23 protein-coding genes and 2 pseudogenes are annotated in these 24,420 nt (G+C 58.0%); 14 read left to right on the top strand and 11 right to left on the bottom strand.

The features are described from left to right. Nucleotides 1-27 precede the first annotated feature (27 nt). From GRH90_RS11230 to yghX, 7 genes are all read right to left on the bottom strand, one after another. Nucleotides 28-879 carry a class II fructose-bisphosphate aldolase gene (locus tag GRH90_RS11230; RefSeq protein WP_162366039.1) on the bottom strand — a complete coding sequence of 284 codons (852 nt, stop codon included), beginning with the start codon at nt 877-879 and terminating at the stop codon, nt 28-30. 12 nt (nt 880-891) lie between these two features. After that, complete coding sequence (locus tag GRH90_RS11235) at nt 892-1,983, bottom strand: PTS fructose transporter subunit IIC (protein WP_162366040.1); 1,092 nt, start codon at nt 1,981-1,983, stop codon at nt 892-894. A 24-nt stretch (nt 1,984-2,007) separates the two neighbouring features. Continuing rightward, complete coding sequence (locus tag GRH90_RS11240; protein WP_162366041.1) at nt 2,008-2,322, bottom strand: PTS fructose transporter subunit IIB; 315 nt, start codon at nt 2,320-2,322, stop codon at nt 2,008-2,010. A gap of 23 nt (nt 2,323-2,345) precedes the next feature. Beyond that, nucleotides 2,346-2,816, bottom strand: a complete 471-nt coding sequence (locus tag GRH90_RS11245) for a PTS sugar transporter subunit IIA (protein WP_162366042.1) — start codon at nt 2,814-2,816, stop codon at nt 2,346-2,348. A 21-nt stretch (nt 2,817-2,837) separates the two neighbouring features. Then, on the bottom strand, nt 2,838-4,412 hold the full coding sequence (locus tag GRH90_RS11250) for a BglG family transcription antiterminator (RefSeq protein WP_162366043.1): 1,575 nt from the start codon (nt 4,410-4,412) through the stop codon (nt 2,838-2,840). A gap of 432 nt (nt 4,413-4,844) precedes the next feature. Next, nucleotides 4,845-5,927 (bottom strand): 7-bladed beta-propeller protein YncE, encoded by a 1,083-nt coding sequence (gene yncE / locus GRH90_RS11255; RefSeq protein WP_162366044.1) that lies wholly within the window; start codon nt 5,925-5,927, stop codon nt 4,845-4,847. Between the two features lie 163 nt (nt 5,928-6,090). Next, complete coding sequence (yghX, locus tag GRH90_RS11260; protein ID WP_162366045.1) at nt 6,091-6,978, bottom strand: YghX family hydrolase; 888 nt, start codon at nt 6,976-6,978, stop codon at nt 6,091-6,093. Between the two features lie 531 nt (nt 6,979-7,509). Between yghX and GRH90_RS11265 the strand changes: the two genes are divergently transcribed. From GRH90_RS11265 to GRH90_RS11310, 10 genes and pseudogenes are all read left to right on the top strand, one after another. After that, complete coding sequence (locus GRH90_RS11265; protein WP_162366046.1) at nt 7,510-9,006, top strand: UbiD family decarboxylase; 1,497 nt, start codon at nt 7,510-7,512, stop codon at nt 9,004-9,006. A gap of 14 nt (nt 9,007-9,020) precedes the next feature. Further along, nucleotides 9,021-9,626 carry a UbiX family flavin prenyltransferase gene (locus tag GRH90_RS11270; RefSeq protein WP_162366047.1) on the top strand — a complete coding sequence of 202 codons (606 nt, stop codon included), beginning with the start codon at nt 9,021-9,023 and terminating at the stop codon, nt 9,624-9,626. 3 nt (nt 9,627-9,629) lie between these two features. Next, the gene (locus GRH90_RS11275) at nt 9,630-10,346 is read left to right on the top strand and encodes a DUF554 domain-containing protein (RefSeq protein WP_162366048.1); all 717 of its coding nucleotides are present in this window, start codon (nt 9,630-9,632) and stop codon (nt 10,344-10,346) included. Nucleotides 10,347-10,450: 104 nt separating this feature from the next. Further along, a complete protein-coding gene (locus GRH90_RS11280) occupies nt 10,451-11,305 on the top strand; it encodes a LysR family transcriptional regulator (protein WP_162366049.1) in 855 nt (284 codons plus the stop codon). 439 nt (nt 11,306-11,744) lie between these two features. Continuing rightward, nucleotides 11,745-12,503, top strand: coding sequence for an IclR family transcriptional regulator (locus GRH90_RS11285; RefSeq protein WP_162366050.1), 759 nt, complete (start codon nt 11,745-11,747; stop codon nt 12,501-12,503). Nucleotides 12,504-12,647: 144 nt separating this feature from the next. After that, nucleotides 12,648-13,922 (top strand): MFS transporter, encoded by a 1,275-nt coding sequence (locus GRH90_RS11290; protein WP_218586239.1) that lies wholly within the window; start codon nt 12,648-12,650, stop codon nt 13,920-13,922. Further along, nucleotides 13,922-14,941: an amidohydrolase family protein gene (locus GRH90_RS11295; RefSeq protein ID WP_162366051.1), complete on the top strand. Its 1,020-nt coding sequence runs from the start codon at nt 13,922-13,924 to the stop codon at nt 14,939-14,941. Before GRH90_RS11290 ends, GRH90_RS11295 begins: the two co-directional genes overlap by 1 nt. Nucleotides 14,942-14,950: 9 nt before the next feature. Then, nucleotides 14,951-15,646, top strand: a complete 696-nt coding sequence (locus GRH90_RS11300; protein WP_162366052.1) for a 4-carboxy-4-hydroxy-2-oxoadipate aldolase/oxaloacetate decarboxylase — start codon at nt 14,951-14,953, stop codon at nt 15,644-15,646. Nucleotides 15,647-15,838: 192 nt separating this feature from the next. Continuing rightward, nucleotides 15,839-16,015: pseudogene (locus GRH90_RS11305) on the top strand (ABC transporter permease); the annotation flags it as partial. Then, a complete protein-coding gene (locus tag GRH90_RS11310) occupies nt 16,012-17,046 on the top strand; it encodes an ROK family protein (protein ID WP_246235995.1) in 1,035 nt (344 codons plus the stop codon). The pseudogene GRH90_RS11305 and the gene GRH90_RS11310, both read left to right, overlap by 4 nt. A 15-nt stretch (nt 17,047-17,061) precedes the next feature. Here the strand turns inward: GRH90_RS11310 and GRH90_RS26680 are convergent. The 3 genes and pseudogenes from GRH90_RS26680 to GRH90_RS11325 all read right to left on the bottom strand — a co-directional run. Next, nucleotides 17,062-17,157, bottom strand: a pseudogene (locus GRH90_RS26680) (GntR family transcriptional regulator); the annotation flags it as partial. Between the two features lie 6 nt (nt 17,158-17,163). After that, entirely contained in the window at nt 17,164-17,373 is a 210-nt protein-coding gene (locus GRH90_RS26685; protein ID WP_376766070.1) for a Rossmann-fold NAD(P)-binding domain-containing protein, read from the bottom strand. A gap of 93 nt (nt 17,374-17,466) precedes the next feature. Further along, nucleotides 17,467-17,793 (bottom strand): NIPSNAP family protein, encoded by a 327-nt coding sequence (locus GRH90_RS11325; protein ID WP_162366054.1) that lies wholly within the window; start codon nt 17,791-17,793, stop codon nt 17,467-17,469. Nucleotides 17,794-18,138: 345 nt separating this feature from the next. On the opposite strand from GRH90_RS11325, the gene GRH90_RS11330 reads away from it, so the two are divergent. Beyond that, nucleotides 18,139-19,047 (top strand): alpha/beta fold hydrolase, encoded by a 909-nt coding sequence (locus tag GRH90_RS11330; protein WP_162366055.1) that lies wholly within the window; start codon nt 18,139-18,141, stop codon nt 19,045-19,047. Between the two features lie 82 nt (nt 19,048-19,129). After that, nucleotides 19,130-20,560 carry an EmmdR/YeeO family multidrug/toxin efflux MATE transporter gene (locus GRH90_RS11335; RefSeq protein WP_162366056.1) on the top strand — a complete coding sequence of 477 codons (1,431 nt, stop codon included), beginning with the start codon at nt 19,130-19,132 and terminating at the stop codon, nt 20,558-20,560. Nucleotides 20,561-20,653: 93 nt separating this feature from the next. Here the strand turns inward: GRH90_RS11335 and GRH90_RS11340 are convergent, their stop codons facing one another. Further along, a complete protein-coding gene (locus GRH90_RS11340) occupies nt 20,654-22,108 on the bottom strand; it encodes a DASS family sodium-coupled anion symporter (RefSeq protein WP_162366057.1) in 1,455 nt (484 codons plus the stop codon). Between the two features lie 528 nt (nt 22,109-22,636). Here GRH90_RS11340 and GRH90_RS11345 point away from each other — a divergent pair. Further along, nucleotides 22,637-23,341, top strand: a complete 705-nt coding sequence (locus tag GRH90_RS11345; RefSeq protein ID WP_312857181.1) for a DUF2461 domain-containing protein — start codon at nt 22,637-22,639, stop codon at nt 23,339-23,341. 72 nt (nt 23,342-23,413) lie between these two features. Next, entirely contained in the window at nt 23,414-24,289 is an 876-nt protein-coding gene (locus GRH90_RS11350; RefSeq protein ID WP_162366059.1) for an EamA family transporter, read from the top strand. Nucleotides 24,290-24,420: the final 131 nt, after the last annotated feature.

Here is a 24,420-nt window from a genome sequence, read left to right on the forward strand (position 1 = left end):
TTGCGTTAAATGGGTGGCCGGAGGGCGTTACGCTTGGTTGGCGGCGCCGGACCAGTCGAGATAGTCGACCACCACGTCCCGGCAGGCGGATTCCATCATCGCCAGCAGATCCGCCAGTTCGGCGGCGGGATGTTGCCCCAGCGCCTGCTGCAGGGCAGTTTTGCCGGCGTCGAACACCGCCGCGCCGACGTTGATTTTCGCCACGCCGTGCCGGCTGACGCGGCGGATGTCGTCGGCCCGGGTACCGCTGCCGCCGTGCAGCGCCAGCGGTACCGGCGACTCGCGATGCAGCTCGGCCAGGCGCCCGAAGTCAATCACCGGCGTCACGTCCGGCGGATACAGTCCGTGCGCGGTGCCCACCGATACCGCCAGGAGGTCGATGCCGGTCTGGCTGATAAACGGGACCACGTCCGCTACCTGCGTCATCTTCACCGCCGCGTCGTCGAGATCGTAGACCGGCGCGTCGGCGATATGCCCCAGTTCTCCTTCCACGCAGACGCCGGCCGTGGCCGCCATCCGCACCACCTGGCGCGTCTGGCGGACGTTCTCGTCCAGCGGGAAACCGGACGCATCGATCATCAGGCCGGTAAACCCGGCGCGGAACGACCGGCCGATCAGATCGAAGGCGCGGCCGTGATCCAGGCTCAGCGCCACCGGCACCGACGCCTGCTGTGCCAGCGCGTTGACCAGCGGCGCGGCGATATGCGGCGGAAAGTGCCCACAGTGGCCCTGGTACAGGTTCAGCACCAACGGGGCCCGGCGCAGTTCGGCGGCGGCGATGGCGGCGCGCGCGGTCTCCAGGTTAAAACAATTGATGGCCAGCACGGCGTACCGCCGTTGATAGGCATCGTTTATCAGGTCCTTCATCAAGGCATACATAGCTGCTCCTGTTTATTCGAGGGTGAATTTAATGTCTTCGTCACGCACGCTATGGTCTTCAACGTCATCGAAATCCTCATCAGCCTGGGTCACCGGCTTTTTAATCAGCGACAGCATGACGCCGCAGATCGCCGTGCCGATACCCAACGCCAGGCAAAACATCAGCGGCCGGGTAAACAAGGGAACCACGAACATGCCGCCGTGAGGCACCGGCGCCTCCACGCCCCATACCATAATCAGCCCGCCGGCCACCGCCGAGGCTACCACGCAGCTGGCGACCACCCGCAGCAGATCGCGGGCGGCGATGGGGATCACGCCTTCGGTAATCATGCAGATACCCATGGGAAACGCCGCTTTTAACGCCTCTTTTTCGGCCCTGGTGTACTTATGGCGCGTCAGCAGGAAAGAGAGCGTAATGCCGAACGGCGGAATAATGGAGCCGACAAACTTCACCGCCTCCGGGCCATAGATGCCGTCAACCAACATGCCGTCGGCGAACAGCGACATGGTCTTGTTAACCGGGCCGCCAAAATCAAAGGTGGCCATGGCGCCGAGAATAGCGCCCATCATGAATTTCGAACCGCCCTGCATCGACTCCAGCAGATGGATCAGCGCCTTTTGCAGCCAGACGATCGGCTGGCCGATGAAGGTCATCATCAGCAGGCCGGCGATAAGGGTGCTGAGCACCGGCAGGATCATCACCGGCATCAGCCCCTGCATCGCCGCCGGCAATTTGATGGTCTTGCGCAGCGCCAGCACCGTGTAGCCCACCAGAAAACCGCCCAGGATGCCGCCGATAAAACCGGTCTGGATCTGGCCGCAGATAAAGCCGACGATAAGGCCCGGCGCAAAACCGGGACGGTCGGCGATGGAATAAGCGATCGCCGCGCTGATAAGCGGCACGATAAGCCCCATTCCCCAGCCGCCGATTTGGTTCAGCATCCAGGCGAAACTGCCGGTTTTTTGCCCCACGTCGGCGCCGCCCAGCACCTGGCCGAGGGCGATACAGATCCCGGCGGCGACGATAAGCGGGATCATCCAGGAAATACCGGTAAGCAGATGCCCTTTTATCTCCTGGCCCACTCTGTTTTTGCTCTGGTTCATCACATCCTCCCCATCAGGTTATCCTCAGGCGCGGGCCAGCGAGTCAGCCACTTTTTCCAGAAATTTAACCGGGGACTTAATCACAATATCCGTTGTGACCCGCACCACGGGTTTGCCGATGAAGCGTTCCTCGCCTTTTATCTTGATATCGACGGCCAGGATCACGACGTCGGCCGCGGCAATATCAGCCGCGGTCAGCTCATTTTCGGTGCCGATGGTGCCCTGCGTTTCCACCTGGATGGCGAAATTCAACGCTTTGGCGCCTTTGATTAATTTCTCCCGCGCAATGTAGGTATGCGCGATACCCGCCGTGCAGGCGGCTACACCAACGATTTTCATTTTCTGCCTCGTCTTGTTTGGGTTTAACAGAGGTTGGATTCGGCATATTGGCTGAACAGCCGGATAATTTTATCGGGGTCAGACTCCGCCAGCAGTCGGGCAATCACCCCATCGTCGGCCAGCGCGCTGGCCACCTGGGACAACAGGCGAATATGGGTGGTGTTCTGATCTTCTAGCCTGACGGCGAAAAGAATGATGCAGCGCACCTTGCTGCCGTCCAGCGTCTCCCACGGGATATCCTGGCGCGTGCGGCCGATGGCCAGGGTGGTTTGTTTTACCGCGGAGGATTTTCCGTGCGGAATGGCAATGTGATTTTCAAAACCGGTGGAGCCCTCGGCCTCGCGCAGCCAGACATCGCGAATAAAGTCCTCTTTGTTGGCAATCGTGCCGTCAGCGTATAAAAGATCCGTTAACTCATGAATGACTTCTTTTTTACTCGTCGCCGTCATGCTTAATTTCACACGATTCACATTGAGAATTTTATTAATATCCATCCGCTTTACCTCACCACAACGTTAAGGAATCCAGTGCTCGGCCGCCGATAATTTATCTACCGCCTGATGCAATTTATTGGCAATCGCTTTTTCAGTGACGTGCTTGATGTCATCGTCGTTGAAAAATGCCGAGACATAGACGATGGGAACCTGCTGTTCCTCTAGATGAATGGTGGAAATCACCAGGTCGATCTCTTCCTGGCGGCAAAAGGCGGCCATATTGCCGGCCGACACCACGCCGACGATGATCCAGTCGGGAAAGGCGCGCAGGATGCGGCTCTTGAGCAGGTGGGAGGTGCCGACGCCCGTCGAGCACACCACCAGGATACGTTTATGGGCAATATTGCGCTCCATGGATGCCTGGAAATGCACCGTCAGGTACCCGACCTCGTCTTGCGCAATATCCTGCAGCGCAAAGCGCCGGCAAAGCTGCCCTACCGCTTTTAACGTCAGTTGGTAAATCTCCTGGAATTCACTCTTGATATCCGCCAGCAGCGGATTACGGATGCTGATATGGTATTTCAGCCGATTGAGCAAGGGTTTTACGTGAATTAATAATCCGTCGTAGAGCAACGCATCACCGCGTAAATCCAGGTTGATCAACGTGGAAAAAATATCGATCAAACCTAACGTCAGCCGCCGGGTTTCATCATTGGAAAATTGATAGTGCGTGGGTTGGTTATCCGCGCGCTCTTCTATTACAATACCGGAGGAAATAATATATTGGTAAATAAACCAGACTTCATCGGACGGCAGCCGATTATTGACGCGCTGCTCAATGTGCGCCACCATCTTCCCGGCAATGGAGAATATACGCCCGTCCATTTGTTGCGGCTGGCTTTTCTCATCCAGCGTCAGGGCATTCCCCAGCGCCATGCGATGCATCATAATTAAGATATGGGTGAAGATATTAATATAATATGGCTCGCCCAAAGGATAGGAGAGCTGCTGTTCCATTTGCTGTAATAATTGCTGGACAAACAACACGTCCCCTTCGCCAAAATGACGGGTCAACGCCTTATAGCTGCCGGGATCGAGACGGGAATGACGGCACTCCCCCGGCTCCTTATGGTTCATCACGTCATTGATCAGCGCCACCATCGCCTGGCGCACATTGCTCTCGCTGCCTTCGATATGAGTGCCGCTCTGGCCGCGCACCAGCGCCAGCCCGCGCGGCTGCATCCAGTTTTCGATGATTTTCAGATCGTTGACGATGGAGGCGCTGCTGATAAAGTAACGTTCGGATAATTTGCTGATGGACGTTTCGCGCGGGGTATCGCTGAGCAGCTGCGACGCGATTTTTACCCGGCGGGCGTTGTTGGTTAATGCGTCGGAGACGCTGTCGTCGGCGACAATCCGTTGGCCCAGCAGCACCAGGCGCTTGCCGTCGTCAGCGGTTAATAAAATCCCGGCGCCGACCTTTTTGTCAGGATAGATATTCCAGGCAGAAAGGAAAGCCTCGACAAACTGCATATCGCGATGGATGGTTTTTTCCGAAACATCCAGGTATGACGCCATGTTTTTAACCGTGACATGTTCCTGATGTTGCAGCAGGTATTTGAGCAATCTGTTTTGTCGTAAGGTAAGTGGTTGCATTATATGACCCTTTTTTGAAGCGTCAGATTTTATGTGTTCAGGTTTTCATCGGTAATGTAAAAGCGTTTCCTTAATCCGTCCGGCAATAATGTATCCAGGCCGTGCTGTGACAATGCGTGATTTAGGCTAATCCATCGTTGCGTGATGATGAATAGTTCTGTGATGATGAATATAATGGCTGCGCTAAACACCAACAATACTAAAGATTGTCCACCGGATGGGACAAAATTAAAACATCATCGGGCTGGGCAATTAATTGCCGGCCGGATCACATTTTGCCGCATTCTAATTAGTGTGATATTGGTCGCAGATTAATATTGTTATCATCTACGGCCGCCGGCGCAATAACAGGTCGATACGCGCCGGGGTCCAGCAGTAAACGGGCATTATGGGTGCGCGGGCGGGAACCAGGGCGCCATTGCGCCCTGCTGACTATTTCTGCAATGCAATACGCATGACATCATCCGGGCTGGTAGCTTCCTGCTCGCGGCTGGAGGCCTGTTTTACGCTGACATACAACGTTTGTCCGTCCGGCGACAGCGCCAGGCTGTTCGGGTGGGCCGGGGTGGAAATGACGCGCAGCACGTTATAGGTCCTGGCGTCGATCACGCTCACCTGTCCCGCCTGGCGGTGGGTCACGTACACTTCATTGCGCGCCGGGTTAAACAGCACCGCCAGCGATGCCGGCACGTCGATTTTTGCCAGGATATTACCGTTGCGGGTATCCGCCACCAGCATCTGCGGCTGCTTGGAATCGGTGATAAACGCGCGATGCGTCGCCGGATCCAGGCTGAGGTTCAGAAAAAAGTGTTCGGTAGCGGATTCATCAAGCTTCTTGCGCATCACCACCTTGTTGGTCCCGGTGTCGATGGACAACAGTTCGTTGTCGGCATTGGTCACGTACAGGCGTTTCGCCGCCGCGTCCAGCGCCAGGCCGGTGCCCAGCTTGCCAATATCGGCCAGGGTGGCGCGCAGGGTCAGGCTGGTGCCGTCCACCGCCCATATCACGCTGGCCTCGCCCAGTCCGGCGATATAGACGGTATCGGTATCCTGATCCACCACCAGCTCGCGCGGCGCCAGCGGTTTCACGGTTTCGGCGCGTTTGCGCCCGTCCAGCACCAGGCGGCCTTTCACCTCGCCGGTTTTGGCATCGATGGCGGTCACGGCGCCATCGACGGTGTTGCCGAAGTATAACGTGTCGGTCCTGGTGTTGATGGCGGCGCCAAAGGGCTTGATATCGTTGTGGATAATCTGGGTGATATCAAGCGTCGTCGGGTCAAGGCGATAGACCACGCCGCCTTTGTCCAGCTTGCGGCTTTGCGAGGTCGCCAGGTAGAGCGCGTTGCCTTGCGTGCTATACGCCATCTCGTAGGCGCCCTTGCCGACGGGTTTGCGCAGCGGCGCCTGTTCGGCCCGCCCCTGCAGGGTCACGGCAAGCAGCATCGCGGCCAGCAACCATAACGGGTAAGCGGCCCGGCGCGTCATCCGGCCGCCGGCGGTGTTGGTAAGGTTCATAATCTCTCCATTTCAAACGATTGAAGTTGCCGGCGGGTCTGTGCCGGTCAAAAGGGTTTCACATTGAATAAAAAAAACAGGCAATAGGGACATCATGGCGTCCCCGCTTTTATTTGAGAATAATAATCATTATTTTTTGAAAAAGGGAGCAATTTTGTTGCGTTCAGGCCAAATAACGGCGGAACCAGGCGATGGTGCGTTCCCAGGCCAGATCGGCCGCCGCTTTGTCATAGCGCGGCGTGGAGTCGTTATGAAAACCGTGGTTCACGCCCGGATAGACATAACCCTCATAGATCTTGCCGGCGGCTTTCAGCGCCGCCTCATAGGCGGGCCAGCCCCGGGTAATGGGGGTATCTAGCCCGGCATAATGGAGCAGCAGCGGCGCCTTGATGCGCGGCACGTCTTCCGTTTTCGGCTGGCGGCCGTAAAAGGGCACGGCGGCGCCAAGCTCCGGATAGGCCACCGCCGCCGCGTTGGCGACCCCGCCGCCGTAGCAGAAGCCGGTAATGCCCACCTTGCCGGTGGTCTGCCCATGCCCCATCAGGTAGTCGATCGCCGCGAAAAAATCATTCATCAGCTTGACGGGATCCACCTGCTGCTGCAATTCGCGCCCTTTGTCATCGTTGCCGGGGTAGCCGCCGACCGAACTCAGCCCGTCCGGGGCCAGCGCCACGAATCCCGCCTTGGCGACGCGCCTGGCGACGTCCTCTATATAGGGGTTGAGGCCGCGGTTTTCATGCACCACCACCACGCCCGCCACCTTTCCCCCGGCCGCCGCGGGCCGAACGCGGTAAGCGCGCACCCGGCCGTGGCCGTTGGGCGACGGATAGGTAATATATTCCGGGATAATAGCCGGATCGGTAAATTCGACCTGCTGCGCCAGCGCATAGTTGGGACTCATCAGGGCAAGAATACTGGTGGCGGTCAGACCGCCGATGGCAAATTGAGCGGCCTTGGCCAGGAATTCACGTTTGGTAATCCTGCCGTGGACATAGTAGTCATAGAGTTCGAGCAGCTGCGGGTGAAAATCTTTCGCGGTAAGACGGGTCATATTATCGCTCCTTCCATCCTGTTCCCGGATTTCAATCTAGCAGATACCGCGCGCGAAACGAAAACAGTTTGACCATTTTGTAACCGGCCGGACACTCTGGCCCGGCGTGGCGCCACCCGCGTCTTCGTCCGCTTATCGCGCGGCATCCGGCCCGGTCTAGTTGCGCCGCGCCGGACCGATGGCGACCGGCATATTAACCATGTCATTATTGTGGGTAATAATAAATAAAACGCTCCCGCTTATAATTTAATTGCGGTGAATTGTGGCATTTAATTCGCTAAAATTTAGCGGTACAGCCATTCATCTGGATTTGAAAATAAATTTTTTAATTTTGACGCATATCACTTTTATAGATTTTATTCGTCACCTGGGTGTTAACGACAGGTTATCACCGTGCTTAGAATATTGCCGATTTAAAAAACGCCCTGAACCAAAAAGGTTTACCCGCTGAATATAAACGGTACTTTATCGGTTAAATTGCCCGGGATATATTCTACGCAGGATTTAAATTATCGTTTTTCTGGAGGAAATATGTCAGAACATAAAAATAAAATCGATCAACAGCCGGTACAGGATCTCCGATCCGCCATCGCTTTACTTGAATCTATCGACGGTGAATTTGTCAGCACCGATGTCGCCGTGGACCCCCATGCTGAATTATCCGGCGTCTATCGTTACGTAGGCGCGGGCGGCACCTGTCAACGCCCGACGCGTAAAGGGCCGGCGATGATGTTCAACACCATCAAGGGATTTCCGGGCGTACGTGTGGTCACCGGCCTGATGTCCACCCGTCAACGCGTAGGCTACCTGCTGAACTGCGCACCTGAAAAATTAGGTTTCCTGCTAAAGGAATCCGTCAGCAAAGCCATTGCGCCGGTGGTGGTCGGCAAAGAAGACGCGGTTTGCCAGGAGGTGGTGCATTTTGCCACGGATCCGGATTTTGACCTGAGGACGTTATTACCGGCGCCGACCAATACCGAAGAAGACGCCGGCCCCTATTTCACCATGGGCATGTGCTACGCCTCCGACCCGGAAACCAAACAATCCGACATCACCATTCACCGCCTGTGCATTCAAAGCCGCGATGAGCTGTCGATGTGGCTGACGCCGGGCCGGCATATCGACGCTTTCCGCGAAAAAGCCGAACGGCTGGGCCAGGCGCTGCCGATCTCCATCAGCATCGGCGTCGATCCCGCCATCGAAATAGCCGCCTGCTTTGAGCCGCCGACCACTCCGCTCGGCTTTAACGAGCTCAGCATCGCCGGCGCGCTGCGCGGCAAACCGGTCGAGTTGGTTAACTGCGTATCCATCAATGAACGCGCCATCGCCCATGCCGAAATTGTTATCGAAGGCGAACTGCTGCCGAACGTGCGCGTGCGCGAAGACCAGAATACCAATACGGGCAAAGCCATGCCGGAATTCCCGGGTTATACCGGCGAGGCAAAAGCCGCGCTGCCGGTAATCAAGGTCAAGGCGGTTACCTATAGAAAACATCCCATCCTGCAAACCACGCTTGGGCCAAGCGGCGAGCATGTCAGCATGGCCGGCATCCCCACCGAGGCCAGTATCCTGGATATGATTGAGCGGGCCATGCCGGGCCGCGTGCTGAATGTGCATGCCCATACGTCCGGCGGCGGTAAGCTGCTGGCGGTACTGCAGTTTAGAAAAGCCTCCCCGGTTGACGAAGGCCGGCAAAGACAGGCGGCGCTGCTGGCGTTTGCCGCCTTTTCCGAGCTTAAACACGTTATCCTGGTTGACGAAGATGTCGACATTTTTGATACCGACGATATCCTGTGGGCGATGCAGACACGCTACCAGGGCGACGTCGACACGATATTTATCCCGGGCGTGCGTTGCCATCCCCTGGATCCGTCCCAGGTGCCGGAATATAGCCCGAGCATCCTGCAACAGGGCACGTCATGTAAAACCATTTTTGATTGCACCGTGCCGTTCCATCTCAAAGCAAGTTTTGAACGCTCTAAATTCAAAGACGTCGACGTGCGAAAATTCCTTCCCGATTTTAAATAAATGTGGTTTTTCTGATGAATAAGCGGCGCATTATTGTTGGTATCAGCGGGGCTTCCGGTTTCCAGTACGGAATGAAGGTGCTGGCGCTTTTACATGAGCAGGATATTGAAGTGCATCTGGTCATCAGTAAAGGAGCGGAAATCACCAGGGCGCTCGAAACACAGTATGAGCGCCAGGATGTTATCGAACTGGCGGATGAATTCCATAACGTCACCCATCTCGGCGCCGCGATATCAAGCGGCTCGTTCAAAACGCTGGGAATGATAGTTGCGCCTTGTTCAATGAACAGTCTCGCCTCAATTGCCCATGGACTGGCCGGCAATCTGCTGACCAGGGCGGCCGACGTTGTGTTAAAGGAGAGGCGCAGGCTGGTGCTGATGGTCAGGGAAACACCCTTGAACCTTACTCATCTGAAAAATATGCAGTCGGTGACTGAAATGGGGGGGATAATATTCCCTCCCGTTCCCGCCCTTTATCAAAAACCACAAAGCGTTGATGAGATTGTTCATCACAGCGTGGCCCGCGCGCTTGATTTATTTGACCTGGATGTTGGCAATCTTAAACGCTGGGGTGAAAATAAACCCGGCAAAAAAGAAAATAGCGATAAATTTAAGGAATAAATGATGTTGATTGGACCATTCGTTAACGGCGCCGCCGTCCTGATTGGCGGGCTGGTCGGCGCATTTTTTGGCGACAGGATACCGGAACGGCTGCGAATTGCCTTACCGCTAACCTTCGGCCTTTCCTCAATGGGGTTGGGTATTGCGTTGATTGTGAAAATCCATAGCCTGCCGGTAGTGGTCCTGTCGCTTATCCTGGGCGCGGCCATCGGCGAGTTAATTTATCTGGAAAGACGTATCGGCATGCTGGGTAATTTAGCCAAGGGCATTGCCAATCGTTTTTCGGCTGATGATGGAAAGCTGGATCCGGCGGTATTTACCGAGAAATTCGTGGCGATACTGGTGCTGTTTTGCGCCAGCGGCACCGGTATTATCGGCGCCATGACCGAGGGCATGACGCACGATGCCAATATCCTGTTTGTAAAATCCATTATGGATATTTTCACCGCCGCGATTTTTGCCACCGTGCTGGGTTACGCCGTCGCCCTGATTGCCGTGCCGCAGCTGATTATCCAGCTGTGCATCGCCTCGGCCGCCGTGCTGATTCTGCCCCACACCACGCCGGAAATGATGGGTGATTTTACCGCCGCCGGCGGATTTATCATGCTGGCCACCGGCTTTCGTATTGCCGGAATTAAATCTTTCCCCGTGGGCAATTTATTACCGGCGCTGGTATTGGTGATGCCGATATCGCATCTTTGGACGTTGTTTATCCACTAAAACAGCGTTATTCCACCCACCTGTACCACCGCGGCGCGTCTTATCCGTAAAGGGTTTCCCTGCTATGATATCATCAGTCTGGGCCAGGTAGCGGGGAGAGCGGGATGGATCTTAAAAGGTTGCGGTATTTTTGTACTATCGCGGAGCAGGGATCGATCAGCAAGGCGGCCGAGCTGTTGAATATCGCCCAGCCTCCGCTGGGCAAAAGGCTGCGCGAACTTGAGACGGAAATAGGTTCGCCGCTGTTTATCCGCACCCCGAAAAAAATGCAGCTTACCGAGGCGGGCGTGTTTCTGTACCGGCATTCCTGCGAGGTGTTAAGCCAGGTCAACACGCTTAAAAAACAAACCATCAATATCGCCACCCGGCAAAAAAGAGTGGTCAAGATCGGCGTGTCATATTTGTATCTGCGTTATTTTAATAAAACCCTGCTCGATTTTTACCAGCGGCAACCCGATTGGGATATCAATGTGCTGGTATCGGATTCAAGCCATCTTGAATCATTATTGGTGAAAAAAACGCTGGATATCGCGCTGATCCAAAGCCCCAGTGAATGCAGCTCTTTTTATGTGCGCGAGCTGGCGCCGGTAAACATTATCGTCGTGGTATCAAAAATATTCGCCGGCCGGTTTACCGATAAAAAAATCAATTTATCCGATATAGGCAAGCTGCCCTTGATATTGCATCATCGTATCGACGGCGAAGGGACTTATGAGTTTTTATTGAAAAAACTGTATGCTGAAGTCGAGGATGTGAACATCCTGATGAAGGTGTCCGAGCCCCGGCTGATTCTCGAGATGCTCAACGCCGGCCTGGAGGGGGTGGCGTTTATGCCTTATTCAGAATTTATCGAAAGCCGGGATGGGCATTATCTTCCCTTTGAAATTGCCCAGGATATCTCGATGTATAAACCCGCCATCGTCACCCTGAATACCGCCAAGAATTCGCTTATTCCGTAGTGCTTAGCCTAGCGCCTCTCCCTCTCCCGTTAATAAGCCCGGTTGCAGCGCGGTATTGACGGCCATACCGCGCCATGGGTCGCTCCGTCGGCCTGAGAAGGCCGCCTCACGCCCTTTCTTAGCACCCCCGGTTTACGTCCGGTGTTTGCGCCAGTTGCGGCAGCACCGTCCTTAATGCCTGCAACAGGTCGTTGGCCCAGAAACGTCCCTTGGCCGTCAGGCGTAAACAGGGCGAATTGTCCTTGGAAAGGTGATGGCTGTCTGGCGGTCGGCGTTGCGTCGCATGCGACGGCGGACGCGGCCGGCGAAGGTCTGGTTTGTCCACCCGACTTCCCGTCGAGCCTGTGATGAAAGCCACAGAAATGTTCCCCGTCACTGACTATAGTTGTTCTATCAGACGATATTGAGTTCTATCAGATAGAACAATAGGTGGAATAGCATGGCGCGAGCAAACGGCGGTAATCCACAGCCCCTCGGCGTAACCCCGAGCGGCGTCGATGTGATCGATCGGGCCATGGCGCTGCTGTTCGCCTTTAGAAAGGAAGATCGATCGTTAACCCTGTCCGAGCTCGCCAAGCGCAGCGGCCTGTATAAAAGCACGGCGCTCAGGCTGGCGGCGGCGCTTTGCCATCACCGGATGATGATCCGCCTGGAAGATGGCCGTTACAGCCTTGGCTCCGCCACCTTCAGCCTGGGGAATCACTACTTATCCAACCTGAATCTCAGCGACGTGCTGCTGCCGTTAATGCGTGAATTAAACGAACGGCTCGGGGAAACCATTTCTTTCCATATCCGGGAAGACGACCACCGTTTGTGTCTGTTTCGCATCAATTCGCAATTTTCCGTACGCGTTAACGTTCAGCAGGGCGACGTGCAGTCACTGGAGCGCGGCGCCGGCGGCAGGATTTTGTTGGCGTTTTCCGGTGAGCCCGGCGAGATCTACGACCGGGTGCGAGGGGCGTATTCCTATGCCTCGCTCGGCGAGCGCGACGAGGAAACCGCCGGTATCTCCGCCCCGGTGTTCGGCGCCGATCTACAACTTATCGGCGCGCTGGGCATAGTGGCGCCGCTGAGCCGGCTGGACATGGCGCTGATGGCGCAATACCGCCCGGTCCTGCTGGATATCGCCGCCCGGGCGACAGAGCGGTTGGGCGGCGACGCGCTGCCGCTGCTGCGTGCAAAAGAGATAGCTGTTTAATACGCGCTTCATCGTTTGGAGTTCGGTACCAGGCGAATCCCATGCCGTCGATAAGTGAAACGATATTGCCTGTAAAAGCCCTTTTTATACCTGTGAGGCGGCCTATCACGCCGATACCGGTAGCGAAGGCATAAAGGGGACATAATGATGTTTCAATGGTTCACATCGCTTAACAAAGTCGAAAAACGCACCTTCTGGGCCTGTTTCAGCGGCTGGGGGCTGGACGCCATGGATACGCAGATGTACGCCCTGTCCATCCCGACGCTGATTGCCCTGTGGGGCATGACCAAAGGACAGGCGGGCATCCTGGGCACCACCGTGCTGATCATGGCGGCGCTGGGAGGGTGGATAGCCGGCATCCTGTCCGATCGTTATGGGCGGGTGCGGATACTGCAGGTGACCATTGCCTGGTTTTCCCTGTTCACGTTCCTGTCGGCGTTTACCGACTCGTTCTGGCAATTGATGATTACCCGCGGCCTGCAGGGCATCGGTTTTGGCGGCGAATGGGCGGTCGGGGCGGTGCTTATCAGCGAGACCATCAATCCCCGGACGCGCGGACGCGTGGTCGGCGCGCTGCAGGCCGGCTGGGCCATCGGCTATGGTATTACCGTTATTATTTCGACCATTATCTTTAACTCTTTTCCCGCCGACACCGCCTGGCGCATCCTGTTCGCCCTGGGGCTGCTGCCGGCGCTGCTGGTCCTGTGGATCCGCCGGCATATCCAGGAAGCGCCGCTGTATAAAAAAGAACATGCCAACGTCCAGGATCAATCCAACAGCATCTGGGATGTTTTTTCCTCCCCATACCGCGCCACCACCCTGAAGGCCATACTGTTGACCTTTGGTATCTACGGCGGTAATTACGTGATGATCACCTGGCTGCCGGCCTACCTGAAGCTGGCGCTGCATCTGTCGATTACCAACGTCGGCGGTTATCTGGCCATCAATATCCTCGGGTCGTTCGCCGGCGCCTTCCTTAACGGCTGGATGGCCGACGCGCTGGGCCGGCGGAAAACTTTTATGATTATCGCCTGTTGCCAGGCGCTGGCGGTGGGCATCTATACGCTGGCGCCTATTAACCTGACGGTGACGCTGCTGCTGGGATTTGTGCTCGGCACGCTGCAATCCGGCACCGCGGCGGGCACCGGCGCCTTTATCGCCGAACTGTTCCCCACCCGGGTGCGCGGTTCGGCGCAGGGCCTGTGCGGTAACGCCGGCCGGGCGCTGGGGGCGGTGATGCCGACCATGGTGGGTTTACTGAGCGTTAATATGGATTTGGGACCAGCCATGGGCATTTGCGCCTGCGCGTCTTACGTAATTGTGGTGCTTGCCGCCATGATGCTCCCGGAAACCCGGGGACGCGACCTGAGCCAGATTGTAATGGATGAAAACCGGCCCGCCGAGAGGGCAAAAATTTAATGATTATCGATATCCACGGACACTACACCACCGCGCCGGACGCGCTTGAGGACTGGCGCAAGCGACAGCTGGCCGCCGACCCCGGCGTCAGCATCAGCGCCGCCGAGTTGCGCATCACCGATGGGGAAATCAGGGCAAGCATCGAGCAGAACCAATTGCAAAAAATGCGTGAGCGCGGCATCGACGTCACTGTGTTTTCGCCGCGCGCCAGCTTTATGGCCCACCATATCGGCGATGCCGCCACCAGCGCGGCCTGGGCCGGCGTGTGTAATGAATTATGTTATCGGGTAACGGAGCTGTATCCGGCCTTTTTTGCCGGCGCCGCCATGCTGCCGCAGTCGCCGGGCGTAGACACCCGCTCGTGCCTGGCGGAAATGGAGCGCTGCGTGCGGGAGTATGGTTTTGTCGCCGTCAATCTTAATCCGGACCCTTCCGGCGGCCGCTGGACGTCGCCGCCCCTGTCCGACCGTTATTGGTATCCGATTTACGAAAAAATGCAGGAATATGATATTCCGGCGATGATCCACGTCAGCACCAGCTGCAACCCCGCGTTTCACACCACCGGCGCCCATTACCTGAATGCCGACACCACGGCGTTTACGCAGTGCCTGACCTCGGATCTGTTTACCGATTTCCCCCGGCTGCGCTTTATTATCCCCCACGGCGGCGGCGCCGTGCCCTACCACTGGGGCCGCTTCCGCGGGCTGGCGCAGGCGATGCATATCGATGATATTGCGCAGAAACTGCTGAACAATATTTTCTTCGATACCTGCGTCTACCACCAGCCGGGCATCGACCTGCTGACCGGCGTCATCCCGGTCGGGAACGTGCTGTTCGCCTCGGAAATGATCGGCGCGGTCAGGGGTATCGATCCGCAGACCGGCTTCGCGTTTGACGATACCCGCCGCTATATCGAATGCGCCCAGCTCGACGACGCCGAACGCCGGCTGATATTCGAGGGCAACGCGCGCCGCGTTTACCCTATTCTCGATCAACGACTTAAGGCCCAGGGCCGCTAAGGAGAGTGTATGCATACCCGCGTTAATGCATTAGGTATTGTCAAACGCAACATCGAGCGCACCGATTTGGCCCTGGTGAAACGGCTGGGGGATTATGGTGTCGCCACTGTGCATGAGGCCATGGGACGCACCGGCCTGATGCGCCCCAACATTCGCCCGGCCTTTGCCGGCGCCCGGCTATGCGGCAACGCGGTAACCGTACTTGCCCAGCCCGGCGACAACCTGATGCTGCACGTGGCGGCCGAGCAGATCCGGCAAGGCGATATCGTGGTGGTGGCCTGCACCGTGGAAAACGGCGACGGTATGTTCGGCGAACTGCTGGCGACGTCGTATCGCGCCCGCGGCGGCGCCGGCCTGGTCAGCGAGGCGGGCGTGCGCGATGTCGGCGCCCTGCGCAAGATGGGTTTTCCGGTGTTTTCCCGCGTTATCAGCGCCAAAGGCGCCGCCCGCGCCACTCCGGGCTCGGTTAATGTGCCGGTGATTTGCGCCGGCGCGCTGGTCAATCCCGGCGACGTGATCGTCGCCGATGACGACGGCGTGGTGGTGGTGCCGCGCGAGCTGGCCCGGCAGACGGCCGACGCGGCGCAGCGGCGCGAAGATAATGAACAGGCCAAGCGCGAACGCTTTGCCAACGGCGAGCTGGGCCTGGATATGTATCAGATGCGTGAGATGCTGGCGCGGGCCGGACTGAAATATATAGATTAAACCGGGCCAATCGCCGTTTTAGCGCCTGTTTACGCCCGGCGAGCCGCCAGGGCAGGCGTTTTTGCTCCAGGCGTCGCAGGGCCGGGTTATCCATTGTCCGGCCATGGGCTGATTCATCATGTCGTTGGACGGCGGGCCGGGCGATGGGCGCCAGTTCCGGCGGCAGGTAGCCGGTTTGACCACCACGATCTTCTCGGCCCGGGGCAGCGGCCGATGCCGGAATGGGGTACCATGATAAGCGACGGCCGTAACTTCCTCGGCATTGATATTTACCTGTCGCTGTTCCCCGGTCTGGCTACCATGCCGACCGTGCCCGGATTTAACCTTTTGGGCGACGGACCGCGCGACCTATTGGATACCCGTTCATGAGTTTTGATGTCATCAGCTCCGGCAATAATGCTGAAATCGGCACCGACGTTGGCGCTGGGGTTAACGCCGAAATGAGTGTTGAAACCAGCACCGCGGGTTCGGCATCCGCTGCGGCGGTATTTTGCGCCGATATCGGCGGCTCCTTTATCAAATTCGGCGTCTCGCGCCATGCCGGCGAGGTGGAGGAAGGCGAAAAAGTGCCGATGCCCACCGCGTCATGGCCAGGTTTTGTCGTCGCCGTGCAAGGCCTTATCGCCCGCTACGGCAACGCATTTCCGCCCGACACGCCGCTGGCGATCGCCACCGCCGGCCTGGTGTCGCCGCAAACCGGCGAACTGTTGTCCACCAATATCCCGGCGTTTACCGGCCGGGCCCTGGCGGCGGAACTCAGCTGGCAACTGGGCCGCCGGGTGACCGCCGCCAACGACGCCGACTGTTTCACGCTGGCCGAAGCCCACGCCGGGCATGCGCAAGGGCTGCCGATAGTCGCCGGCGTTATCCTGGGCACCGGCGTCGGCGGCGGGCTGGTGATCAACGGCCAACTGGTGCGCGGCCACGGCGGCGTGACCGGCGAATGGGGCCATGGCGCCATCGTGCGTACCGAACTGACGCTGGAGGGCCATACCTATGCTATTCCACGCCGGCCCTGCGCCTGCGGCCAGACCGGTTGCCTCGACACCCTGGGCGGCGCGCGGGGAATGGAGCGTTTGCACCGGCACTTCCACCGGCGGGACAGCACCAGCCGGCAAATTGTCGCCGGCTGGCGGCGGGGACAGCCAGAGGCCGCGCTCACCATCGCGGCCTGGCTGCGCCTGGTAGCCGAACCGCTGGCGCTGCTGGTCAATATCCTCGGCCCGTCAAAGATAGTGGTGGGCGGCGGGCTGGCCTCGGCCGACGGGTTAATCGCGGCGCTGGATAAGCGGGTGCGCGCCGGTGTGCTGCATCGCTATCCCGATCTGCTGGTCATCGCCGGCAAATTCGCCCATAACGGCGGTCTGGTGGGCGCGTCGGTATTGGGGCGGTTAGCCTGAATCCCCGACGCCTCAGTGCGTGATATCCGCGTCGCCGGCAAGCCGGGCGAACTCCCCGGCGGAAAAACCTTCCAGCAGGCCGCGCAGCGCATGGAGTTCGGCGGCCTCCTTGTAACATTATGGACCGGTCCGCCGGGCTGGCGCGCGCTCGACGATTTCCGAGTTGTGCCGCATGGTAATCAGCGCGTCCAACGACGGCGCGGTGTTGATATCAAGCGGCGCGGCGCCGAGCCGGCCCAGTTGGGATTGGCGGCGCGCGGGGTCGACATCGCCGAGGTATAGCGCAAAGCCGGCCCGCGCCAGGCGCTCCGACATGGGCGCGCCCATCACGCCCAGGCCGCAAAAGCCGATTCGTTGCAGCGGTGTCGTCTGGTTTACCTTATCGGTGCCGGGGCCGCGAACCCACGGCCGCGGTTATCCTTAGCGCAGGGCGGAAAAGTCCGTCGGCGCTAAAAAGGAATTTTCGATACGTTCGACAATCGGTTTATCCGCTTCGCTGGCCGTACGTTTCGCGATCCAGTCCTTATCCGACTGGAAGGCGTTCCAGCGGGTTTCGCGATCGGCCAGGCTTTGCCATTTCAGCAGATAGGTCAGGCTGTGGTTGCTGGGGCCGATAAGGGTGGTCCAGAAACCGACCGGCTCGATGCCGTATTGTGCGAAAAACGCCAGCGTGGTATTCCTGAAGCGCTCCTGCAGGGCCGGCAGGCGCCCCGGCAGGCAATGATAAACGCGCATTTCAACAATCATGTTTTTTTCCTCGTGATGTTTTGCCCGGCAAGCGGGATTCCCCGACGGCGGGAACCTCGCCCGCCCACCGGGCTAAATGGCCGGCGCATCAAGATGCCCGCGGCTCGACATCCAGGCGGACAATCCCCCCTTCAGTATCCCGATCCTAGGCCGGATAGCGCGTAAGCACCAGCGGATCGCGGTCCGGGATGACATGCTCCGGGGATTGCGCCAGCCGCGAAACGGCCTGGGAGTGGAGTATAAGGGCGGCGTTTTGCCCGCCGGATACCCGATATTTCGCGCATCGTTTTTTGCCGCGCGCCTATAATATTAACCAGCATCCCGGATAACAGTCAGGAACGGCCGATGAAAACCCGCGATATTCTGCACGTGCGTACCCCCATGCTCGATCTGGCCTACGAGGAACACGGGCCGGAAGACGGCGCGGCGGTCATTTTGCTGCATGGGTTCCCCTACGATCCGCGCGCTTACGATAACGTGGCGCCGCCGCTGGCCGCGCGGGGATATCGGGTGCTGGTTCCTTATCTGCGCGGCTATGGCCCCACCCGCTTTGTTGACGCCGGCGTCATGCGTTCGGGCCAGCAGGCAGCCCTGGCCCAGGATTTGCTGGACTTGATGGACGCGTTGTCCATTAAGCGGGCCGCCCTGGCCGGTTATGACTGGGGCGGACGCGCGGCCTGCATCCTGGCCGCCCTTTGGCCCGCCAGGGTGAGCGCCCTGGTTACCGGCGACGGCTACAATATCCAGGATATTGCCGCCGCCGTGCAACCGCTGGCCCCTGAGGCCGAGTACCGCTACTGGTATCAATATTATTTCCACACGCCGCGCGGCCGGGCCGGGCTTACGGCCAACCGGGCGGCGCTATGCCGCCTGCTGTGGCGGTTATGGTCACCCACCTGGCCTATTACGGACGCCGTCTATGCGCAGTCCGCCGAGTCCTTTGACAATCCGGATTTTGTCGAGGTGGTTATTCATTCCTACCGGCATCGTTACGGCTATGCGGCGGGCGATCCGCGGTTACAGGCGATCGAGGATCGCTTGCAGCGGCAGCCGGTTATCGCGGTGCCCGCCATTTCCCTGTGCGGACTCGACGACGGCGTGGGCGTTCCCGAAACCATCGATCCACGGCGGGCACAATTTTCGCGGTTTTATGAACGCCGCCTATTGCCCGGCACAGGCCATAATATTCCCCAGGAGTCCCCCGGGGCCATGGTGGACGCGGTGCTGGATTTGCTGTCCGGCCGTAACATCTGATGATTAAAAAGACTTTGCAAATTCACAGGTCTTTTACCATCATCAATAAGGCGCCCGTCCTCTTCTTACAGCTGGAACTATCTTGCAAAACATCACGGTAACTTTGCGGCACGCCATCGAGCGTACGGCGTGGTATCCCAAACGGCATTCCTATCGGGTGTTGTTCTGGCGGGAAATCACCCCGCTCGCGGTGCCGATTCTGTTCGAAAACATGTGCGTACTGCTGATGGGGGTGCTGAGTACCTTCCTGGTCAGTTGGCTGGGCAAGGAAGCCATGGCCGGCGTGGGATTGGCCGATAGTTTTAATATGGTGATCATCGCGTTTTTTGCCGCCGTGGATCTCGGCACCACGGTAGTGGTGGCCTTCAGCCTGGGCAAACTCAATCCCAAGCGGGCCCGGGCGGCCACGCGCCAGTCGCTGGCGCTGATGACGGCGATCGCGGTGCTGCTGGCGCTGGGCATTGAATTTTACGGGCGGAATATTATCGATGTCATCGCCGGCAGCGCCGCGCCGGAGGTAAAAGCGCTGGCATTGAGCTACCTGAAAATAACCGCCTGGAGCTATCCGGCCGCCGCCATAGCGCTTATCGGCAGCGGCGCGCTGCGCGGCGCGGGCAATACCAAGATCCCGATGCTGATCAACGGCGGGATGAATATCCTCAATATTATCATCAGCACCATTTTGATTTATGGCGTGTCCTCGTGGCATGGACTGGGTTTTATCGGCGCCGGCCTGGGGCTGACCATTACCCGTTATATCGGCGCGGCGGCGGTGATATATGTGCTGATGATTGGTTTTAACCCGGCGCTTAAAATCTCGCTGAAGAGTTATTTTTACCGGCTCGATACCGGCATCCTGAAGGAAGTCTTGGGCATCGGTATCCCCGCCAGTATTGAATCAGTGCTGTTTAACGGCGGGAAACTGCTGACCCAGGTGTTCGTGGCGGGCATGGGCACCGATGTGATCGCCGGCAATTTTATCGCTTTTTCCATTGCATCGCTGATTAATTTGCCCGGCAACGCGCTGGGCTCCGCGTCGACTATTATTGTCGGCACGCGGTTGGGCAAACGGCAAAGAGGCCAGGCCGAACGCCAGCTAAAACATATTTTCTGGTTATCGACCCTGGGATTGTCGCTAATTGCGTTCCTGTCGGTGCCGTTTGCCGGCCTGCTCGCCGCGTTTTATACCCGCGATGCGGATGTAATCCACGTGGTGAAAATCCTGATCTGGCTCAACGCCGCGTTTATGCCGTTCTGGGCCGCGTCCTGGGTGCTGCCCGCCGGCCTGAAGGGCGCCCGCGACGCGCGTTTCACCATGTGGATATCGATGCTGGGCATGTGGGGGGCGCGCATCGTGGCGGGTTATACGCTGGGGATCGCGCTGGGCTTCGGCGTAGTGGGCATCTGGATGGGGATGTTCCTGGACTGGATCGTGCGCGGCGCGTTTTTTTACTGGCGCCTGGCCAGCGGACGCTGGTTGCAGAAATACCCGAAAATCAGGACCGCCTGCTGAATCAAGGCCGGCCCCGGAGAGCGGCCGTATAACGCCGCGCCCGGTGCCGCCGGGGGTACGGACTGCCGGATCCGCGGGCTTATACTTATAGACTTAGTACAGACCGAGCACCCGCCACCAGGCCAGCCCGACGCCCATAAAAATAACCTGGTTGATCACGCTGACCACAAAACCGGTGCGCCACCAGATACGGGTCGGCACATAACCGGCGCCGAATAAAATCGGCCCGCGCGCATGGGTATACTGCGTTAAGGAGCAATACAGGCTGCTGGTAAACGCCAGCATAAAGGCCATCGGCAACACCGGGATGCCGAGGGTGATGCCGACGGCCAGGAATACCGCATACAGCGCCGCGATTTGCGCATTGCCGCTGGCGAAAAAATAATGGGTATAAAGATAGGCGGCATTAAGCAGCAACAGTACCCAGACCCAGCTGGTGCCTGCCATCAGGTGACCGATGTTCGTACCGATTAAATCGCCGAACCAGGTGGTGAAACCCAGGTTTTTCAGCTGGTTGGCCATCATCAGCAGCGCGGCGAACCAGACCAGCGTATCCCAGGCGCCCTTCTCGCTTTTAATCTCTTCCCAGTTCAGCACACCGGTCAGCAGCAAAAACGACAGGCCCACGAAGGACGCGGTGGTAGGGTCGATGCCAAGCCAGGTGCCGAAAATCCACAGCACCAGCAGCAGCAGCACCGTGGCCAGCATTAACCACTCGCCCTTGGCCAGCGGCCCCATTTTTTCCAGCTCGGCGGCGGCAAACACCGGCGCGTCAGGCGTCTTTTTGATTTCCGGACGCACCAGGTAATAAATGCACGGCGGGACGATAATCAGCGATACCACGCAAGGTAGCAGGGCGGCCATAAACCAGCCGAACCAGGTGATATGGATACCGGCGTTGGCCGCCAGTTTTACCGCCAGCAGGTTGCCGGTATAGGCGGTCATGAACAGCGCGGAGGTGATATCGTTGACATTGCCGATGCAGACGATCAGGAAGGTGCCGATTTTGCTGCGCGACGCGTCGTCCGGATGCGAATTAAAACTCCGCGCCAGGGAGTCGGCGATGGGGTAAATCACCCCGCCGCAGCGCGCGGTATTGCTCGGCATGGCCGGCGCCAGCAGCAGGTCCGCAAAAGCCAGGCCATAGGCCAGGCCGAGCGTGCGCTTGCCCAGCAGGCGAATCAGCATCAGCGCCACCCGGCGACCCAGGCCGGTCTTGATAAACCCGCGCGCAATCATAAAAGCGACCACGATAAGCCAGATCAGCGAACTGTTGAGTTCGCTCAGGGCCGTCACGATGGCGCCGCTGGCCGTTTTATCGCCCGCCGCGTAGGTCAGGGCAAAAATAGTGATACTGATAATGCCGATGGCGCCGATGGGCAGCACATTGGCGACAATGGCGACAATGGTGGCGACAAAAATCACCGCCGAGTGCCAGGCGGCCGCGCTGAGGCCGGTCGGCGGCGTAAGCGGCCAGAGCGCCAGCGCAATGGCGACGATAATCGCCAGGGGCAGCCAGCTCAGGCCATAAGACGTTTTTATCTTCACCGGAACGCTTCCTTCATTTGATTTAAATTGACGATTGTTAGAATTAATTCAGATAATAATTTTGTTGAGAACCATTCTTATTTAAAGAAGAGATAGGTACCGAAATAAAAACGGACTGCTAAAAGGGTAGCGAATGCCGCTCAAAAATCATTAATCCCCTGGTTCATTAATTTATTTACTTCGTATTTTTGAAAATTAATCCTGGAGACGGCTCTGGCAACATGATAATGCAGTATTATTTCAAATTAAAATGGAAAAACTCCCCTCAGCCGTTAGGTTGATCTGCATCAACCCTTATCCCCGCGCTAGTCGAATTTTGATTTTAATTAGCGATATTTTATTTTTTATTGTAACAACATTTAACGTTCTTTTCCCCGGCGCCGACCTTGCTAGCGGTTATTTTAATTAACGACGCGGTTCAGTTTATTTTAATCCACCTGAAAATTTTGTTGAAAGGTCATGCCCGACTCGCCACAATGTCAGCGCCAATCACGGGAAAACCGTCCATATAACCTTAGGGTATCCACTGTGTCGTCGTCTTCTTTCCAGGGTTTTACGCAGACCGGGCTGAGCTTTTTGCAACAGGTGGTCAGGGAAAACAGCAAGGACTGGTTTGAGTCTCACCGCGGGGTGTATCAGGCGCACCTGCTGCTGCCCTTCCGCGCCCTCGTCGAGGACCTGGCGCCGGCGATGCTGGCGATTGACGACCGCCTCGAGACGCGGCCGGCGGTGGGCAAAACCCTATCGCGCATGTATCGCGATACCCGTTTTTCCCATGATAAATCGCTGTTTCGCAACCGGATGTGGCTGACGTTCAAACGCCCGTCGAAGGAGTGGACCGACGCGCCGGTTTTTTTCTTCGAAATCGCTCCCGATTTTTTTCGTTATGGCCTGGGCTATTACTCCGCCAGCAAGGCGACCATGGACCGTTTCCGCCACCTGATGCTGCGCCAGCCGGAAGAGTTCGCCAGGGCCGCCGCCTGCGCGCGCGCGCCGTTTGAACTGGCCGGCGAGAGCTATAAACGCCCGCTGATCAAAGGCCAGGATGCGGGGCTGGCGACCTGGTACAATCGCAAATCCTTTGCCGTCATGGCCACGGACAACCAGGTTGAATCCCTGTTTACGCCGGCGCTGGCCACCCGGCTGCGGCGAGATCTCGCCCGGCTGCAACCGCTGTACGATCTGCTGATGCGGGTGGAAATCCTCAAGCAGATCCCGTTGGACGATCTCTGAATTGCCGCCTGTAAGGAAATATCCGCCGGCTCACGGCGCCGGGGCCGAATCATTTTAGAAAGGGAAAACCTCATGCCATCGTCCACCACCAGCAGACTCGTTCCCTTCCTGTTGGTATTGGGTTCCATACTGTCGTTAAGCGTCGGTTCCTCGCTGGCAAAAGACCTGCTGTTCCCGCTGATCGGACCCACGGGCACCACGGCGCTCAGGACCGGCTTTTCAGCTATCGTGCTATTGGCGCTGTGGCGTCCTTGGAAAGCATCGATTACCGCCCGCGAGTACAAATTTATCGCGTTGTACGGCGTGACGCTGGGGGCGATGAACCTGTGTTTCTACCTGGCCCTGGAGAGCATCCCCTTCGGCCTGGCGGTGGCGATTGAATTTGTCGGACCCTTGACCGTGACGGTGCTTTATTCGCGCAAACTCAGCGATTTTATCTGGATAGCCCTGGCCGTTACCGGCGTTTTGTTGCTGTTGCCGCTGCGCGGCAACGACAGCGGGCTGCCGTTAACCGGCGTGCTGTTCGCGCTGGGCGCCGCGCTGTGCTGGGCGCTGTATATAATATTCGGCAAAACCATCAGCCACCTGCATTCCGGGCAAACCGTGGCCGTCGGCCTGGTGTTCGCATCGATGGTAACCCTGCCCGTGGGCATGGCGAACGCCGGCGCGATCCTCACCCATCCCCATCTGCTGGCCATGGGGCTGCTTATCGCACTGCTATCCAGTTCGCTGCCCATGACGATGGAAATGGCGGCGTTAAAAAGACTGCCGCACAAGACCTTCGGCATCCTGGTCAGCATGGAGCCGGCCGTCGCGGCGTTGGTGGCGTTTTTCATGCTGTCGGAGACACTGACGCTCATCCAGGCCATCGCCGTGACCTTTTCCATTACCGCAGGCATGGGCAGCGCCATCACCGCCCGTAGCCGTATCGATACCCTGGCGACCTGACTGCCCTCCCGCCAGGCCCATGGGCGGATTTTCATTATCTCCCGCCCTACTCATGGCTGGGTTTTTCGCTATGCTTCCTCTACAACCGCGCCCTCTTTCGCAAAAACGTGATCCCACCCGGAAAATCCGCA

The organism is Acerihabitans arboris (assembly GCF_010131535.1).
GTDB lineage: Bacteria > Pseudomonadota > Gammaproteobacteria > Enterobacterales > Enterobacteriaceae > Acerihabitans > Acerihabitans arboris.

Bases quoted from the DNA above. Each gene is read 5' to 3' on its own strand.
- yghX (WP_162366045.1), bottom strand. From the start codon at position 6,978: ATGACCCGTCTTACCGCGAAAGATTTTCACCCGCAGCTGCTCGAACTC.
- GRH90_RS11280 (WP_162366049.1), top strand. From the start codon at position 10,451: ATGGATCTTAAAAGGTTGCGGTATTTTTGTACTATCGCGGAGCAGGGA.
- GRH90_RS11325 (WP_162366054.1), bottom strand. From the start codon at position 17,793: ATGATTGTTGAAATGCGCGTTTATCATTGCCTGCCGGGGCGCCTGCCG.
- GRH90_RS11295 (WP_162366051.1), top strand. From the start codon at position 13,922: ATGATTATCGATATCCACGGACACTACACCACCGCGCCGGACGCGCTT.
- GRH90_RS11235 (WP_162366040.1), bottom strand. From the start codon at position 1,983: ATGAACCAGAGCAAAAACAGAGTGGGCCAGGAGATAAAAGGGCATCTG.
- GRH90_RS11240 (WP_162366041.1), bottom strand. From the start codon at position 2,322: ATGAAAATCGTTGGTGTAGCCGCCTGCACGGCGGGTATCGCGCATACC.
- GRH90_RS11300 (WP_162366052.1), top strand. From the start codon at position 14,951: ATGCATACCCGCGTTAATGCATTAGGTATTGTCAAACGCAACATCGAG.
- GRH90_RS26685 (WP_376766070.1), bottom strand. From the start codon at position 17,373: ATGGGCGCGCCCATGTCGGAGCGCCTGGCGCGGGCCGGCTTTGCGCTA.
- GRH90_RS11350 (WP_162366059.1), top strand. From the start codon at position 23,414: ATGCCATCGTCCACCACCAGCAGACTCGTTCCCTTCCTGTTGGTATTG.
- GRH90_RS11250 (WP_162366043.1), bottom strand. From the start codon at position 4,412: ATGCAACCACTTACCTTACGACAAAACAGATTGCTCAAATACCTGCTG.
- GRH90_RS11285 (WP_162366050.1), top strand. From the start codon at position 11,745: ATGGCGCGAGCAAACGGCGGTAATCCACAGCCCCTCGGCGTAACCCCG.
- GRH90_RS11245 (WP_162366042.1), bottom strand. From the start codon at position 2,816: ATGGATATTAATAAAATTCTCAATGTGAATCGTGTGAAATTAAGCATG.
- GRH90_RS11230 (WP_162366039.1), bottom strand. From the start codon at position 879: ATGTATGCCTTGATGAAGGACCTGATAAACGATGCCTATCAACGGCGG.
- GRH90_RS11330 (WP_162366055.1), top strand. From the start codon at position 18,139: ATGAAAACCCGCGATATTCTGCACGTGCGTACCCCCATGCTCGATCTG.
- GRH90_RS11310 (WP_246235995.1), top strand. From the start codon at position 16,012: ATGAGTTTTGATGTCATCAGCTCCGGCAATAATGCTGAAATCGGCACC.
- GRH90_RS11290 (WP_218586239.1), top strand. From the start codon at position 12,648: ATGATGTTTCAATGGTTCACATCGCTTAACAAAGTCGAAAAACGCACC.
- GRH90_RS11275 (WP_162366048.1), top strand. From the start codon at position 9,630: ATGTTGATTGGACCATTCGTTAACGGCGCCGCCGTCCTGATTGGCGGG.
- GRH90_RS11270 (WP_162366047.1), top strand. From the start codon at position 9,021: ATGAATAAGCGGCGCATTATTGTTGGTATCAGCGGGGCTTCCGGTTTC.
- yncE (WP_162366044.1), bottom strand. From the start codon at position 5,927: ATGAACCTTACCAACACCGCCGGCGGCCGGATGACGCGCCGGGCCGCT.
- GRH90_RS11265 (WP_162366046.1), top strand. From the start codon at position 7,510: ATGTCAGAACATAAAAATAAAATCGATCAACAGCCGGTACAGGATCTC.